The sequence below is a fragment of the Cribrihabitans neustonicus genome (assembly GCF_048820895.1).
In the GTDB taxonomy this organism is placed as follows: domain Bacteria; phylum Pseudomonadota; class Alphaproteobacteria; order Rhodobacterales; family Rhodobacteraceae; genus Cribrihabitans_A; species Cribrihabitans_A neustonicus.
On sequence record NZ_JBMERQ010000003.1, the window covers coordinates 358,787 to 372,228 of the forward strand.

The 13,442-nt window shown below is 66.1% G+C and carries 12 protein-coding genes; 4 read left to right on the plus strand and 8 right to left on the minus strand.

What is annotated here, in order from left to right:
- The first annotated feature begins 75 nt into the window (after nt 1-75).
- Both ACOHWE_RS11195 and ACOHWE_RS11200 read left to right on the plus strand, forming a co-directional pair.
- Complete coding sequence (locus ACOHWE_RS11195) at nt 76-1,758, plus strand: chloride channel protein (RefSeq protein ID WP_420666393.1); 1,683 nt, start codon at nt 76-78, stop codon at nt 1,756-1,758.
- A gap of 324 nt (nt 1,759-2,082) precedes the next feature.
- Entirely contained in the window at nt 2,083-2,274 is a 192-nt protein-coding gene (locus ACOHWE_RS11200; RefSeq protein WP_420666395.1) for a hypothetical protein, read from the plus strand.
- A 425-nt stretch (nt 2,275-2,699) separates the two neighbouring features.
- On the opposite strand, the gene ACOHWE_RS11205 is transcribed toward ACOHWE_RS11200, so the two are convergent.
- The 3 genes from ACOHWE_RS11205 to cobT all read right to left on the minus strand — a co-directional run bounded on the left by ACOHWE_RS11205 (nt 2,700) and on the right by cobT (nt 7,069).
- Entirely contained in the window at nt 2,700-3,041 is a 342-nt protein-coding gene (locus tag ACOHWE_RS11205; protein ID WP_420666397.1) for a DUF427 domain-containing protein, read from the minus strand.
- 63 nt (nt 3,042-3,104) lie between these two features.
- Nucleotides 3,105-4,895 (minus strand): aminopeptidase P family protein, encoded by a 1,791-nt coding sequence (locus tag ACOHWE_RS11210; protein WP_420666399.1) that lies wholly within the window; start codon nt 4,893-4,895, stop codon nt 3,105-3,107.
- 296 nt (nt 4,896-5,191) lie between these two features.
- The gene (gene cobT / locus ACOHWE_RS11215; protein ID WP_420666401.1) at nt 5,192-7,069 is read right to left on the minus strand and encodes a cobaltochelatase subunit CobT; all 1,878 of its coding nucleotides are present in this window, start codon (nt 7,067-7,069) and stop codon (nt 5,192-5,194) included.
- 65 nt (nt 7,070-7,134) lie between these two features.
- Between cobT and ACOHWE_RS11220 the strand changes: the two genes are divergently transcribed.
- Nucleotides 7,135-7,407: a hypothetical protein gene (locus ACOHWE_RS11220; RefSeq protein WP_420666403.1), complete on the plus strand. Its 273-nt coding sequence runs from the start codon at nt 7,135-7,137 to the stop codon at nt 7,405-7,407.
- Between the two features lie 194 nt (nt 7,408-7,601).
- On the opposite strand, the gene cobS is transcribed toward ACOHWE_RS11220, so the two are convergent.
- From cobS to ACOHWE_RS11235, 3 genes are all read right to left on the minus strand, one after another.
- Nucleotides 7,602-8,588: a cobaltochelatase subunit CobS gene (gene cobS, locus ACOHWE_RS11225; protein ID WP_420666404.1), complete on the minus strand. Its 987-nt coding sequence runs from the start codon at nt 8,586-8,588 to the stop codon at nt 7,602-7,604.
- 715 nt (nt 8,589-9,303) lie between these two features.
- Entirely contained in the window at nt 9,304-9,711 is a 408-nt protein-coding gene (locus ACOHWE_RS11230; RefSeq protein ID WP_420666405.1) for a BLUF domain-containing protein, read from the minus strand.
- Nucleotides 9,712-10,195: 484 nt separating this feature from the next.
- The gene (locus ACOHWE_RS11235) at nt 10,196-10,819 is read right to left on the minus strand and encodes a DnaJ domain-containing protein (RefSeq protein WP_420666406.1); all 624 of its coding nucleotides are present in this window, start codon (nt 10,817-10,819) and stop codon (nt 10,196-10,198) included.
- A gap of 106 nt (nt 10,820-10,925) precedes the next feature.
- Here ACOHWE_RS11235 and ACOHWE_RS11240 point away from each other — a divergent pair, with 106 nt between their 5' ends.
- Nucleotides 10,926-11,180 carry a BolA family protein gene (locus ACOHWE_RS11240; RefSeq protein WP_420666408.1) on the plus strand — a complete coding sequence of 85 codons (255 nt, stop codon included), beginning with the start codon at nt 10,926-10,928 and terminating at the stop codon, nt 11,178-11,180.
- Nucleotides 11,181-11,196: 16 nt separating this feature from the next.
- Here the strand turns inward: ACOHWE_RS11240 and ACOHWE_RS11245 are convergent, their stop codons facing one another.
- Both ACOHWE_RS11245 and pepT read right to left on the minus strand, forming a co-directional pair.
- Entirely contained in the window at nt 11,197-11,766 is a 570-nt protein-coding gene (locus ACOHWE_RS11245) for a DUF4177 domain-containing protein (RefSeq protein ID WP_420666409.1), read from the minus strand.
- Between the two features lie 167 nt (nt 11,767-11,933).
- Nucleotides 11,934-13,181 carry a peptidase T gene (pepT, locus tag ACOHWE_RS11250; protein WP_420666411.1) on the minus strand — a complete coding sequence of 416 codons (1,248 nt, stop codon included), beginning with the start codon at nt 13,179-13,181 and terminating at the stop codon, nt 11,934-11,936.
- Nucleotides 13,182-13,442: the final 261 nt, after the last annotated feature.

A 13,442-nucleotide genomic window follows, 5' to 3' on the forward strand; every position in this document is an offset into this window, starting at 1 on the left:
GTGCCGGGAGTGATGGATTATTAACTGCCGCGGTGGCAGTGTAATGATTTATAAGACGAAAAGACCATCGGCCCCATGGTGCAAGATCTGCGTTCCTTCCTCTCAGCCCAGCACGCGCAATGGCGTGCGGGGCTCAAAGACGTGTGGCGCATTCTGCGCAGCCGCGGCCCCAGCCAGTTCCAGTTCTGGCTGATCGCCTTGCTGATCGGCATCGCGGCGGGCTTTGCCGCACTGTTCTTCCGCAAGGGAATCGCCGCACTGCAAGCCTGGGTCTATGGCGCGCCGGACCTGCAATACCTGCACAGCTATGCGCAGGGCCTGCCCTGGTACGTGCTGGTCGGGATCGCCACCGGCGGCGGGCTGATCGTGGGGCTGATCCTTGACCGCTTCACTCCAGACGGGCGCGTCCGCTCGGTCGCGGATGTGATCGAAGGCGCGGCGCTGCACGACGGCAGGGTAGAGCAGAAGGAGGGGCTGGCCTCGGCCCTAGCCTCCTTCCTCACGCTGTCGACGGGCGGCTCGACTGGGCGGGAAGGGCCGGTGGTGCACATGGCGGGGGTGATCTCCACCTGGGTCAGCAACCGCATCAACGCCGACGGCATCACCGGGCGCGACCTCCTGGGCTGCGCGGTGGCGGCGGCCGTCTCTGCAAGCTTCAACGCGCCGATCGCGGGGGCGCTGTTTGCGCTGGAGGTGGTGCTGCGGCACTTCGCAGTCAACGCCTTTGCACCCATCGTCATTGCCTCCGTCGCGGGCACGGTGATCAACCGGCTGGAATATGGCGATGTTACCGAGTTCACCCTCAGCACCCCCGGCGCGCTGCAATTCTATGTCGAACTGCCGGCCTTCCTGCTGCTCGGGCTGATATGCGGGCTGGTGTCGGTTGTGGTGATCCGCTCAATCTTCCTGGCCGACCGTATCGGCACCACCGTGCAGGAGCGTATCCGCCTGCCGCGCTGGCTGCGCCCGGCGGTCTCCGGCGCGGTGCTGGGAGTTATCGCGGTCTGGTATCCGCATATCATCGGGGTCGGCTATGAAACCACGGTGCTGGCGCTCACCGGCGGGCTGCTGCTGGGGCAGGCGATAATCTTTGCGGTAATCAAGACCGCGGCGCTGGCGATCACTATGGGCGGACGCATGGGCGGCGGCGTGTTCTCGCCTTCGCTGATGATCGGTGCGCTGACTGGGCTGGCCTTCGGGCTGATTGCCACTTCGGTGCTGCCGGATGTGTCGGGGACCCATACGCTCTACGCCTTTGCCGGTATGGGGGCCGTGACCGCCGCGGTACTGGGCGCGCCGATTTCCACCACACTCATCGTGTTCGAGCTGACCGGCGACTGGCAGATCGGCCTGGCTGTGATGGTGTCGGTGTCGATGTCCACAGCGCTCGCTTCCCGGCTGGTGCACCGGTCCTTTTTCCTGTCCCAGCTGGAGCGGCGCAATATCCACTGTGCGGCCGGCCCGCAGGCCTACCTCCTGGCGCTGATCCGCACCGGAGCGGTGATGCGGCCTCTGGGCAGCAGCCGATGCGCCAGCCGGGAGGAGTGCGAGGCCCTGGTGAAAGAAGGGCTGTTCCTGCGCGGTGCAGGCTCCCTGGAAGCCGCGATGCCGGTATTCGACCGCGCCGAAGTCGCCTTCCTGCCGGTGCTGACAGCGGAGGCCGACGGCAGTGAACTGATCGGCGCGCTTTACCATGTGGATGCGCTCAAGGCCTATACCCGCGCTCTCGCCGCCACCGCCGCGGAAGAGCATCGCTGAAGCGGCAGGCGAACGCCGAAGCTCGCAAGCGGGCCCGCCGCCGATTTGCAGAATTCGTGCATTTTCTGCGCCGTGCAGATTCGCAGATCCGGGCTTTCCTCGTGCATCCGGCCGCTTTTGGGGGCCGTTAGGAAGCATTACCGAGGCGGCATCCGCCGCGGGTGCGGCGGCGCCGGCGGAAGAACGCCGCTTTTTTGCCACGGTTTTGCCCCAGATTTACCCGCTCCAGCCAGCGGTTGCAGATTCCAATTGATCGAAATCGCCCCGGCACCAAAAATGTTAAGCAGGCAATAATAAAGGTTAACAACCTTCGGCAGGAACATAATGCGCAATACCGCAGCTGGCCCGCAAGAGGCCGAAAACCAGAAGAAAGCGAACAAATCGGAGAACGAGCGCGCGGCCCTGATGGCCGTGATCGACTACACCCTGCAATGCGCACGCGACCGGGACGGGCTCGGCTGCGGCGAGGCGGTGGAAAAGGCGCGGCTCTATCTCAGCAACTCCGTTCTGGCCTGAACCGGGATCGGTTCTGACCCGAAACGAGCGCTCCGGCGCACCGGGACATGCCATGGCCGCCTCCGGGACGCGGCGGCCATGGCAGCAAACCGCAAAGATGCACGGTTTTAGATACGCCAGGGTTCAGGACACAGCCGCGGCTCTGTGCCGCGTAAGGGGTGAGCCCAATCCCAGAAGAAGGGCGCTTTCCCTGATCGCCTGTTGCGCTTTGGCGATCAAACACGAACTCTCTTTCGGGGTCATGGCCGACCTCAGCCACACCGCCGGCGCATCCGCTTGCGCGCGTTGGGGATGCAGGTCTCGCCGCTGGCCTTTCCGGAGTGGGTGGGTGCTTGCCTAGAGAGCCGGCACGGTTTGCGCATTCCTCCAAAGGAAACGGCGGCCCTCAAGCAGGCCGCCGTTGCAGGGTCTCGCCGCTCGCTGGCTCAGACCTGCTCGACCTTAACCGAGTCGCTGAGGCGGAAGGCCACGTGGTCCTTGATTGCCGCGGCTTCGCCGACCGGGTGCTCGTAGCTCCAGGCGGCGTCCGGCGTGATCGAAGACTTGTTCACGATCGAGAAATAGGTGGCATCGCCCTTCACCGGGCAGTGAGTGGTCTTCTTGCTGCGGTCGAGGAAGGCCATCGCGATATCGCCACGCGGGAAGTAGATTACTGGCGCGTGCCCGTCCTCCGTCAGCTCCAGCGCATTCCCGGTTTCGCCGAGAACGGCGCCGCCGGAGCGGACTACCCAGGTGCCTTCGGATTTACGGATTCGGATCGCGGTCATATCTTATCTTCCCATCATGTTCGTTCGTTTCGGACAGTAGCCGGGCAAAGTGACGCCCGGGTCTTAAATCGCGGCGGTCGCGGCATTGAGCCACGCCTTCGCCGGAGCGCTCACCCGGGGGGCGATCTGTGCCCGCACTTCCTGGTGATACGCGTTAAGCCAGCCTTCTTCTTCGGAGCTGAGCATTGCCACATCGATCAGCCGCCGGTCCACAGGGGCGAAGGTCAGTGTGCGCCAGCACATCATGTCGCGCTCTGGGTCGCCGGTGTCAAGGGCAGGGGCCTCTTCCACCACCAGAAGGTTCTCGATGCGGATGCCAAAGGCGCCTTCGCGGTAGTAGCCGGGCTCGTTCGACAGGATCATGCCGGGCTCCAGGGCGACGTGGCTGGTGCGGCTGAGCCGCTGCGGGCCTTCGTGCACGCTGAGATAGGCGCCGACGCCGTGGCCAAGCCCGTGATTGAAGTCCTGGCCTGCCAGCCAAAGGGGCATCCGGCCGACTGCTTCGATGTCGCGGCCCGCGAGCCCCTTGGGCCAGCGCAGGCGGGACATGGCGATCATGCCATTCAGGACGCGGGTGTAAGCAGCGCGCTCCTCGGGCCCTGGCGTGCCGATGGCGATGGTGCGGGTGATGTCGGTAGTGCCGTCCAGATACTGGCCGCCGCTGTCGAGCACCAGCAGGTGGCCGTCCTCCAGCCGCGCGTTGCTCTCGGTAGTGACGCGGTAGTGCATCACCGCGCCGTTCTCGCCGGTGCCTGCGATGGTTTCGAAGCTGATGTCGCGCAGCGCAGGGTCCTGCCGCCGCAAGCTCTCGAGCTTCTCCACCACCTCGATTTCCGTGAGGGTGCCAGCAGGCTGCGCGTCGAGCCAGGCCAGAAGTTCCACCACCGCGGCGCCGTCGCGCAAATGGGCGGCGGCGCTGCCTGCGATCTCGGCGGCATTCTTCCGGGCCTTCGGCAGCGCGCAGGGGTCGCCGGAGGCCTCCAACCGGTCCCCGAGCGCGTCCGCCACGATCTGCGGCAGGGTCTGCGCATCGGCGGCCACCCGGCCGTTGAGGCCGGCCACGGCGGCGAGGAAGGCCTCAGGCGGCTCGACCCGGACCGACTCCGCGAAATGGCTGCCGAGCCCTTCAAGCTTGGCCCTGGCCATGAACAGGTCCACACGGCCGTCGCAATGCAGGATGGCAAAGCCATGCGCCACCGGGTTGCGGGCGATATCGGCGCCGCGGATGTTCAGCAGCCACATGATGCTGTCTGGGAGGGTAATGACGGCCGCGCTTTGGCCCGCGTCCTGAAGCCCGCGCGCCAGGCGCGCGCATTTGCCGGCCGCGCTTTCGCCTGCGTATTCGATCGGGTGGGCCGAGACCGGCGCCATCGGCGGGGCGGGCTGGTCCGGCCAGATCCGGTCCACCAGGTTGGCGCATTGCACCAGAGTGATGCCGCTGTCCGTGAGCTCGCTGGCAAGACTTTTGATTTGCCCGGCAGAATGCAGCCATGCATCAAAGCCGACCTTGCCGCCTTCGGGGAGTTGTTCCTTCAGCCAGTCCGCGAGCGGTACCTCGGGCCAGGGCACGGGTGTGAAATCGGCTGCCACCTGGCGCTTCACCTGGGTGCGGTAACGGCCATCGACGAAGACTCCCGCGGCCTCCGCCAGCACCGCGCAGAAGCCGGCCGAGCCTGTGAAGCCGGTGAGCCAGGCCAGGCGCTCGTCCCGCGGTGCCACGTATTCGCCCTGATGCGCATCGGCGCGCGGCACCAGAAAGCCGTCCAGCCCTTCGGCCGCGATCTCTGCCCTGAGGGCGGCCAGCCGGGGCGGGCCCTGCTCCGGGCGGGCAGTCACGTCGAAACTCTGGAACATGGGCGTCTCTCCTGTCGGGATAGGCCGCTGCCTGCGCGCCCGCCATTAAGCGATGCACGCGGACGCGGCAGGGCTGCCGGCCTTTTGTTCCAAACTCCCGCGCTGGTGGCAAGTCCGCTGAAGGGCGCTCCATCCGGAAAGACAGGCGAGCGCCCTTCGGGCGCGGCCTCCGGCGGAGGTATTTGGGGTCAGAAAGTGGCTGAGGCGGAGGGTTTCGGTGGCCGAAAAGCAGCGCCCCCGCCAGAGGGGGCGGGGGCTGAATTTTCTGTTCGCGGGATTTTCGAGAAGGCGGCAGCTCAGACCGCGCGCTTCATGCCCATCACCCGGGCGCGGGCGCGCGGGTCGCTGTCGAAGAGCGCCGCGAGTTGTTCAGTCATCGCGCCCGCCAGCTGCTCGACATCGGTGATGGTCACCGCGCGGTCGTAGTAGCGGGTGACATCGTGGCCGATGCCGATGGCCAGGAGCTCCACCTGCTTGCGCTTCTCTACCATGGCGATCACGTCGCGCAGGTGTTTTTCCAGGTAGTTCGCCGGGTTCACCGAGAGTGTCGAGTCATCTACCGGGGCGCCGTCGGAGATCACCATCAGGATCTTGCGCGCCTCGCGCCGGCCCACCATGCGGCGGTGCGCCCATTCCAGCGCCTCGCCGTCGATGTTCTCCTTCAGGAGGCCCTCTTTCATCATCAGGCCGAGGTTGGTGCGGGTGCGGCGCATCGGGGCGTCGGCGCCCTTGTAGATGATGTGGCGCAGGTCGTTGAGGCGGCCAGGCTGCTGCGGGCGGCCCTCGTTCAGCCAGGCCTCGCGCGCGAGCCCGCCTTTCCAGGCGCGGGTGGTGAAACCGAGGATCTCGACCTTGACGTTGCAGCGTTCCAGCGTGCGGGCGAGCACGTCGGCGCAGATTGCAGCGATGGAGATCGGGCGGCCGCGCATTGAGCCGGAGTTGTCGAGCAGCAGCGTCACCACGGTGTCGCGGAACTCGGTGTCTTTTTCGACCTTGAAGCTGAGCGGCGTCGTTGGGTTGGCGACGACACGGGCGAGGCGGCCGGCATCCAGGATGCCCTCCTCGCGGTCGAACTCCCAGGAGCGGTTCTGCTGTGCCTGCAGGCGGCGCTGCAGCTTGTTGGCCAGCCGCGATACTGCGCCTTTCAGGGGCTCCAGCTGCTGGTCGAGATAGGCGCGCAGGCGTTCCAGCTCGGCAGGCTCCGCGAGCTCCTCGGCGCCGATTTCCTCGTCGTGGGTGTTGAGGAACACCTTGTAGTCCGGATCGGCCTCGGACGCCGGCGGCGGCGCGGGCGGCTCCAGCGGCGCCTCGCCGTCCGGCATCTCGGTTTCCTCGGCCAGATCGTCCTCGGCCATGTCGTCCATCGAGACCTGGGCCTGGCTTTCGTCCTGCTGCTGCTCCTGGCTCTGCTCGGGGCTGGCGTCGGCCTGCTCGTCCTCGTTGTCGTCCTGGCCGGTGCTGTCGGGATCGTCCTGCTCTTCGGCGCTGTCCTCGGCCTGGTCGTCCTGGTCGTCGTTCAGTTCGTCCGGGTCATCGCCGAGCTGGTCGCCGTAGCCGAGATCGGAGATCACCTGGCGGGCGAACCTGGCAAACTCGGCCTGGTCGGAAATCTTGTCCTGCAAGTCCTCCAGCGTGGCGCCGGCCTGGGCCTCGATGAAGCCGCGCCAGAGTTCCATGATGTTGGCAGCACCTTCCGGCAGCGGGCGGCCGGTGGCGAGGTGGCGGATCAGATAGCCGGCCGAGGCGGCAAGCGGCGCCTCCGAGGAGGATTTCATCTGGTCATAGCCGCGCCGGAGCGCCTCGTTGCGGATCTTCACGTCGATGTTGGACGCGGTGCCGGGCATGTGGCGCGCGCCCACCGCTTCGCAGCGGGCGGTTTCCATCGCCTCATAAAGGTCGCGGGCCATTTCGCCCTGCGGGACGTATTTGGCGTGGGTGGCGTCGTCGTGGAACTTGTGGCGCAGCGCCAGCGCATCCGCGGTGCCGCGGGCCAGCAGCACTTCCTCGCGGGTCATACGCCGGGAGACCTGCGGCAGCCGCATCGAGTCGCCCGACAGCCCCGAGGGGTCGACCGTGTAGCTGACCGAGAGTTCCGGGTCGTCGGCCATCACCTTGGTGGCTTCGGCCAGCGCCTTCTTGAACGGGTCGGCGGGGTTGTCGTTTGGCTTTTTCATGAATTTTAGTCCCCTCGCTTCGCCCATGACTTCTTGGCAGCGCGAATTGACTTCGATGATGCCCAATGTTCCCGCCCGAAAGAGTCGGTGAAACCGAACTTAACGACTTCCGAGTAGTTGTTTTCATCTGGGCGCAGAAACTGATCCATGCTCTCTCCAACTTCAAGTACTCGGGGCAACTGGAAGCCACCGACGAAGTGTTGGTTCAAATCGTAAGGCCACTCCCCGTAGGTCTTGAGGATGGCACCATTCGCCCTTCGAATGAAGGTCTTGCTCTTCAAGCGTCCAACCGTCTGTTGAATAGCTATCTGACCGGGGCCGTGGTTAACAGCGTGTAGTCGCAACACGTGCTGACAGACCGTTGAGGAGGCGCCAGCATCGAAAGCTAACGTATGACACAGGCTTACCTGTAGCTTCGGCTTCGGATACAGAAACTTGGACCAAATGTTCCAACCAAGAGAGAAGAGTGAAATAGCCGCGGAGCAAAGGCTGACTATCAAAGCATAATCAGCCGTTGTCCACGCTCCCTCCATCACCCCAGGCTCGCGCTGGCCGCGCTCTCCGGCAGCTCCTCGTCGAAGCAGCGCTGGTAGAACTCGGCCACGGTCTGGCGCTCCAGCTCGTCGCATTTGTTCAGGAACGACAGGCGGAAGGCATAGCCCACGTCGCGGAAGATCTCGGCGTTCTGGGCCCAGTTGATCACGGTCCGGGGCGACATCACGGTCGACAGGTCGCCGTTCATGAAGGCGGTGCGGGTGAGATCGGCAACCGAGACCATCTGGCTGATCGTCTTGCGGCCCTTCTCGGTGTTGTAGTGCGGCGCCTTCGACAGGACGATGGCGCTTTCGGCATCGTGGCTCAGGTAGTTCAGGGTGGAGACCAGCGACCAGCGGTCCATCTGCGCCTGGTTGATCTGCTGGGTGCCGTGATAGAGCCCGGTGGTGTCGCCAAGGCCCACGGTGTTGGCGGTCGCAAACAGGCGGAAGTAGGGGTTCGGGGTGATGATCTCGTTCTGATCCAGCAGGGTCAGCTTGCCGTCATGCTCCAGCACCCGCTGGATCACGAACATCACGTCGGCGCGGCCCGCGTCGTATTCGTCAAACACGATGGCAACCGGGTTGCGCAGGGCCCAGGGCAGGATGCCCTCGTGGAACTCGGTCACCTGCTTGCCGTCGCGCAGCTTGATCGCGTCTTTGCCGATCAGGTCGATGCGGGAAATGTGGCTGTCGAGGTTCACCCGGACCGCAGGCCAGTTCAGCCGCGACGCGACCTGTTCGATATGGGTCGACTTGCCGGTGCCGTGGTAGCCCTGGATCATCACCCGCCGGTTGTGGCTGAAGCCGGCCAGGATGGCGAGCGTGGTCTCGGGGTCAAACTTGTAGGTCGGATCCAGCGCCGGCACGCGCTCGGAGCCCTCGGCGAAGCCCTTGACCGTCATGTCGGTTTCGATGCCGAACACATCGCGGACCGAAATCGTTTCGGTCGGTTTCGCATTCATATCCACAAAGCCATCGGTCATCGCCGTCGATCCTTATCCTTCCGCCCTGCGTCCAGGGGCCAAATCTGGGGGGATTGGTGCCTGATCTGGGGCGCAAGGGCAAGGGGAACCGTGCCATGGAACCAGCTGACGCGGCGATTGGCGCAATCTGGAGCGGCAGAGGGAAGGGGGTGCCCGGCAGGCGCGGCGGAGGCGCGGGACACGGGGCAGGGCGCCCCGGCCTGAACCGGGGCGCCCCTCACACCGGACGGCAGTTGGATTTTGGGAATGCCGCCCGGTGTGCGTGGCAGCAGCGGCCTGCGCTGCCGCACCTAAAAAACTAAGGGAAAACCTGAATGGACGCGCGGGCGCGAAGGTATATGAAGGTATATCCGGCGGCCCGTGCGGCGCGCAGATGCTGCGGGTTGTGACCAAACGTATAGTCCGCCGCGACTTGGGTTCGCGCTGCGATCCGCTTTGGCGCTGCGGGCCTGCCCCGGACGCCTGCCAGAGCCGGAAAGCCGCGCTTCGACCGCGGGGCAGTCCGAACGGGCGTGCCGGGCAGCTTATCCCGGCCAAGTCCGGGCTTCTTTCCGATGGTGTGTCCAGCCTGAACCAAATTCGCCGCCCCGTGCCAAAGGGGCGGCAATGCGCGGCGCCTCTCGGCCTTGTTCCGCGATGTGTGGGGCAAAACGGCAAGGCGGGGCGCCCCGCCTTCACCGGGGCACCCCTTGCGCTGGGCAGCAGCTGCAGGCGGTCAGGCCGCAGCCTGGGCGTGAGTGGCGACAAAAGCCTCGGCTGCCTGTGCCTGCTGGGCCTCGCTGCCGGCGCCAGCCAGGACGGCGAAGCTCGTGCGGACCGCCGGGGCCAGGTAGGCCGGATTGGCATAGACAACGTTCAGCATGTCGAAGGCGCGCGCCTTGGCGGGGCGGGAGGAGATCACCCGGACCGAGGCAAAGCGGCCATCGGCGTGCAGCTGCTCCAGCATCCCGGTCAGAACGTCCTGAGGGCCTTCCAGCACTTGGTAGTAGCAGGCCCCGCCGCCGGTCATCATGCCGGTCACCCCGCAGGCCCGGGCGCGGGGGCGGGTGGCGGCGATGAGCTTGCCGATCTCCAGCGGGCGCAGGGGGGAGGCGGACTGGATGGCGATGACGAAACGGTGCATGTGAACTCTCCTGACTGGTCTGATGCCCGAGGCGGGCGCTGGAAGCGGATCCGGGTGGCGGACCGTGTCGATGTCCGTCTTCGGAGTAAGTTCAAATTAGCGGAAAATCCGCCGTGAGGCGCCGGCGCGAAGGTATGGGCAAGGACCTGGGCGGCGCGCAGATGCCGCGGGGTGTGACCGGAAGGATAGGCTTTCCGCGCCTTTCGTCAGTGCTTTGGTCTGCATTGGTGGTGCAGGGCAGGGCCAGGACGCTTTTCAGAGGCGGTTTCCGGACTTGTTCCGCGCTTGGGAAGATTAGGGCGGGGGGCATGGAACGTGCCGGATGGGAGTGCGCCGGGAGAGGCATGGAGGCGCCAGTTGCCTGCGGGGGCTGCGCGCGACGGATGGCTTCCCTTGAAGGAAGGCTCGCCGGACGCAAACAAAAGGGGCGGCCAGTGCCGCCCCCTGATCCAGTTTGCAAAGCCCGGGCCGCGCCCGCGGGGCTTCACTTGAAGCTGCGGCTGTCCTTCAGCTGGTCCCAGGCCCACATGACTTCCTGCAGCTGCTCCTCCTGACTGCGGTCGCCGCCGTTCATGTCGGGGTGCAGCACCTTGATCAGCTTCTTGTAGGCCTTGCGGATGTCTGCCTTGGACCAATCGTCCTTGGCTTCGAGGATCTCGATCGCGCGGCGCTCGGTCGGCGGCAGCCGGCGGCCTGCGGAGGCCGAGCGGCCGGGGTTGCGGGTGGCATTCGCGCCCAGCACCTGATGCGGGTCCTCGATGCCGAGCCGGGCCCAGGCGCGCGCTTCCGGATCGCCCAGCGGGCGGGTGGTGCGCTCCCACACCTTGTCCTTGGACTGCTGCGCGTTCAGCTCGGCCTCGGTGGTGCCTTCGAAGAAGTTCCACGAGTTGTTGTACTCGCGCACGTGGTCCTGGCAGAACCAGTAGTAATCATCCAGCACATCCGGCGCCTTAGGGGCGCGGAACTTGCCGGGCTCATTGCAGCCGTCCTTGTCGCAGATGCGGACGGAGGTCTCGGACGCGCCGGTGGCGGCCCGCCGCCCGCGCGGATTCTTCTTCTTCGCGGATCGGATGGACATATCGAAACCGAAGGGATCGGATTTGCTCATGGGGCGCACCTTCTAGACGCATCTGTTCGACTCGGAGGCAGCAGTTTAGTCTAAGGGGCGGGAGATAGAAGGGGGGCGGCGGCACTTTTTATGAGGATGAGCGGAAATGAACGTGAGCAGCGAAATCGAAGCGCGGCTGCAAAAGGCCTTTGCGCCGGCCGAGCTGGAGGTGGAAAACGAAAGCCACAAGCACGCAGGCCATGCGGGCGATGACGGCTCGGGAGAAAGCCACTTCCGGGTGCGAATCCGCGCCGGCGCCTTCGAGGGAATGAGCCGGGTGCAGCGGCACCGCGCGGTGCACAAGGCGCTGGGCGATATCGTCCCGCGCATCCATGCGCTGGCGCTCGACATCGGCGCTTAGGAGGCAGCCGGGCCGTTCAGTCCCTGTCTCGGGGCGCCCTGCGGAAAGCGTCAACACGGGGCTGGGCTTCCTGCGTATCCGGCAGGGCCTCTGCGGAGGGGCCGCCGGTACTGCTCTGGGCAGTCAGGTCCGGGGCCGTGCCGGCGTCCGGGGCCGTGCCGGCGTCCGGCGCCGCTGCTGCTGTGGCTGCACCGGCCGGCCGGGCCGGCTCGGCTTTGCGCAGCGGCGGTGCTTCCCGGGGCTCCCGCTCTGCCGTCAGCGGCGAAGCGGGCGCCTCGCTGTGACGGAAGGACACGGCTGGCGCCGTCGGTTCCTTGCGGCTGAAGCCCGCGTCTTCCGCGGAGACTTCCTCCGCCACGGGGCGCCGGAACACCAGGAGGTTGCGCCAGTTGGTGGTGGAGCCCGTGAGGCCCGCGCGCTCCTCGCTCGGCAGCAACTCGGCGCGCTGGAACTCCCAGCCCTCGGCCGCCATCTCGTTCAGCAAAAGCTCGACTGAATGGGCAAAGCGCGCCTCCGGGGCCTTGATCCCCTTTGCCTTGGTGCCCTTGGCGGGGGCGGGGACAACCTTGTACTCAAAAGCTTGCATTGCGGTCTCCTGGCTGGCTCCGTGAGGTTTAGCGGAATGGGGAGAGGGGTCAAGGCACGCGGAATTGCGCCAGGATTGCCAGATCGCCGTGCGTCAGAGATGAAAATGGCGTGGAAGAATGAAATTCCCCGGGTCGGTAGTTCCGCAAAACTGCGCCGCCACGGGGACTAGGTACCGGCCTCTTCCGCTGCCATCTGGACCAGCGTCAGGCAGACTTCCGTGGCCTTGGCCATATCCTGCACCGAAATCCATTCCAGCGGCCCGTGCACGTTCTGCATGCCGGTGAAGATATTGGGTGTTGGCACGCCGAGCTCCGTCAGCCGCGAGCCATCGGTGCCGCCGCGGATCGGGGCGGAAATGGGTTCGATCCCATGCGCCTTGCAGGCTGACAGCGCCAGTTCCACCGGGGTCATGTCGTTCTCCAGCCAGTAGCGCATGTTGCGGTATTGCGGGTAGATTTGGAAGGTGATCTCCGCCCGCGGCTCTGACGCCTGCACCGCGTCGCAGACCTTCTTCAGCAGCTCGCCCTTGGCTGCCAGCCCGTCCAGTTCGAAATCGCGCAGGATCAGCTTGATCTCCATCTCCGAGGAGCCGCCGTTCATGTCGGTGATATGAAGGAACCCCTCGCGGCCCCCGGTGGTCTCCGGCGTCATCGCCGCCTGCGGCAGGGTCTGCACGATCTTCGCCGCCAGGTGCGCGGCATTGACCATCTTGTCCTTGGCCCAGCCGGGGTGGATCGACACGCCCTTGACCGTCACCACTGCGCGGTCGGCAGAGAAACTCTCAAAGACGATCTCGCCCGCCTCGCCGCCATCGAGCGTATAGGCGAAGTTCACACCCAGGTCCCTGGGCAGCTGTTCGCCGACGCCGCGGCCGATTTCCTCGTCCGGGGTGAAGGCGAGGCGGATCTTCGGGTGCTTGATTTCCGGGTGTGCCAGCAGGTGCCGGGCAAGCGTCATCACGATGGCGACGCCCGCCTTGTCATCAGCCCCCAGCAAGGTGAGGCCTGAGGCGGTGATGAGGTCATCCCCCTGTTTGGAGGCGAGGTAGGCGGATTTCTCCGGTGACAGCACCAGCGCCGGGTTGTCGGGGTAGGTGATGTCACCGCCGCCGTAGCCTTTGATCACCCGCGGCTTGACGCCGGTGGCCCTGAACTGCGGCGCGGTGTCGACATGGGCGAGGAAGCCGATCGCCGGCCCCGGCGCGGTGGCCGGAACAGTGGCCAGCACCACGCCGTAGTCCGTCAGCTCCACATCCTGCGCGCCGATCCCGCGCAGCTCGCTCTCCAGCAGGCGCAGCATATCGAACTGGATCGCGGTGCTGGGCGTGGTGGGCGAGTTCTCGTCGCTCTGGCTGTCGATGGCGGCGTAGCGGACGAGCCGGTCCTCGAGTTCCTGATCGAAATTGTGTTGCATGGAGCCTCCTTGCCGTTTGGCCGGAGCAAAGCGGCTGGTGCGGGGAAGGTCAAGGCGGGCGTTGCTGCGCAACAGGGAGACGGCAGTTTGCAAGCCGCTAAGGGCGGCGCCTGACCGCGGGTGGGGGCAAAGCCCCCGCCCATGGGGGCGGTCGGGGGCTGCCCGGCGTGCCGCCGGGCGAAACCAACGACACGCCTTTCTGCCTCGCTTCCGGTCATTGCCTGGCTGGCGCGGGATAAGGCCGACGGCCGCCGCATCGCC